The 1,194-nt window shown below is 41.4% G+C and carries 1 protein-coding gene and 1 pseudogene; one reads left to right on the top strand and one right to left on the bottom strand.

Annotated features, from left to right (window positions below; all coding sequences use genetic code 11):
* Window positions 1-291: pseudogene (locus tag QUB70_RS32515) on the top strand (transposase); the annotation flags it as partial.
* Window positions 292-369: 78 nt separating this feature from the next.
* On the opposite strand, the gene QUB70_RS32520 reads toward QUB70_RS32515, so the two are convergent.
* Window positions 370-684: a hypothetical protein gene (locus QUB70_RS32520; RefSeq protein WP_332985928.1), complete on the bottom strand. Its 315-nt coding sequence runs from the start codon at window positions 682-684 to the stop codon at window positions 370-372.
* Window positions 685-1,194 lie beyond the last annotated feature (510 nt).

Genomic DNA, 1,194 nt, shown 5'->3' on the forward strand with positions numbered 1-1,194 from the left:
CGTGATGCCAAACAATTTACAGGTTTATCCGATTGCCAATCTTGTAGTGGTCAACGCCTGGATTTTCATTTTAATGCCAGTCTGACTGCTTTAAACTTAGCCAAATATGAAGCTTATAATCGTCATTCCTCTCCCGATCCATTCGTGTTTTCGATGGCTTCTTATAAACGCCTTGAATTCAATAGGCATATACTTTACACCTTTATTGATAAGTTAGATTTAGACCCGAATTTAATTTTAAATCACCCTAACCTTCCGTCAGTCTTATCCTATGGTACTCTCGCTGCTTAAAAACTGTCCGGAGTATTGATTAAACAATCAGCTTGAATATCTGCTACAGCTAGTACCCAACTTGCATTGCCATATTCTCTATCTAAAACTGCTAAGACGCTTATTGATGCTCTGTTCACAAACAAGTTTGAGTTGGGAAGCTGCTTTTTCTATTGGTGAAGACCAACTACTAATTCGTTCATGTAGTAGGGGTAAGGCCCAACTTCCTTGTGCTTCCGGTATCCACGCAATTGTACTGTACCCCTGTCCAATAATGACGCCCTGCTGATATTCATGGGTTCTGTCTTTTAAGGTTTGAGCGTCTGGTCTCGCCCATGCAGTGTGGTCAATTGCCACTAAAACGTGTTCCGTTGCTGGTACCTGCTGTTCTAATTGCTGGAGATACAGCATCATCAGTTTTTTCCGGTCTGGTCTACAGTCTTGTAAGGCTTCGTATACGCTTGGCCATTGACGATTGAATAAGGGATTGAGCGAAAATTCCGCTAAACATGACGCATTTCTGGTTGTCATCACTGCATCCATCAGCTCGAATGTTGCATCCTTGCCTCGTACCAATAACTCGTATGCTGCTTGACGAAAGTCCTTTAATCGTTCACTGTTCATTTAAGGAGTGGATAGGTTTTATTTTTCACCCTTATTCTCTCCCAGCGCGGTGGCTCTAGTTCTTCTTTGGCCACCGTTCTCATCTTTATTTAGTCTAAACTACAGTAGAGTGAGCAAACAAATTATTAATAATGATAATCGCTGCTGGTGTGAGAGTCCGCCGTCGGCGGACTCTCACACTCTTACCCTCCCTTGTTTGATTATCATTATTATTCAATTGTATTTAGGGCTTGCTGAAAAAGTGTAGGTAATGGAAAAACGAGGCTACACAGCTTGAAAAATAGTAGGTTTATTCCTAAA

The sequence above is a fragment of the Microcoleus sp. A003_D6 genome (assembly GCF_036702825.1).
Lineage (GTDB): Bacteria > Cyanobacteriota > Cyanobacteriia > Cyanobacteriales > Microcoleaceae > Microcoleus.

Coding starts and splice junctions, on each gene's coding strand:
- QUB70_RS32520 (WP_332985928.1), bottom strand. CDS start 684: ATGATGCTGTATCTCCAGCAATTAGAACAGCAGGTACCAGCAACGGAA.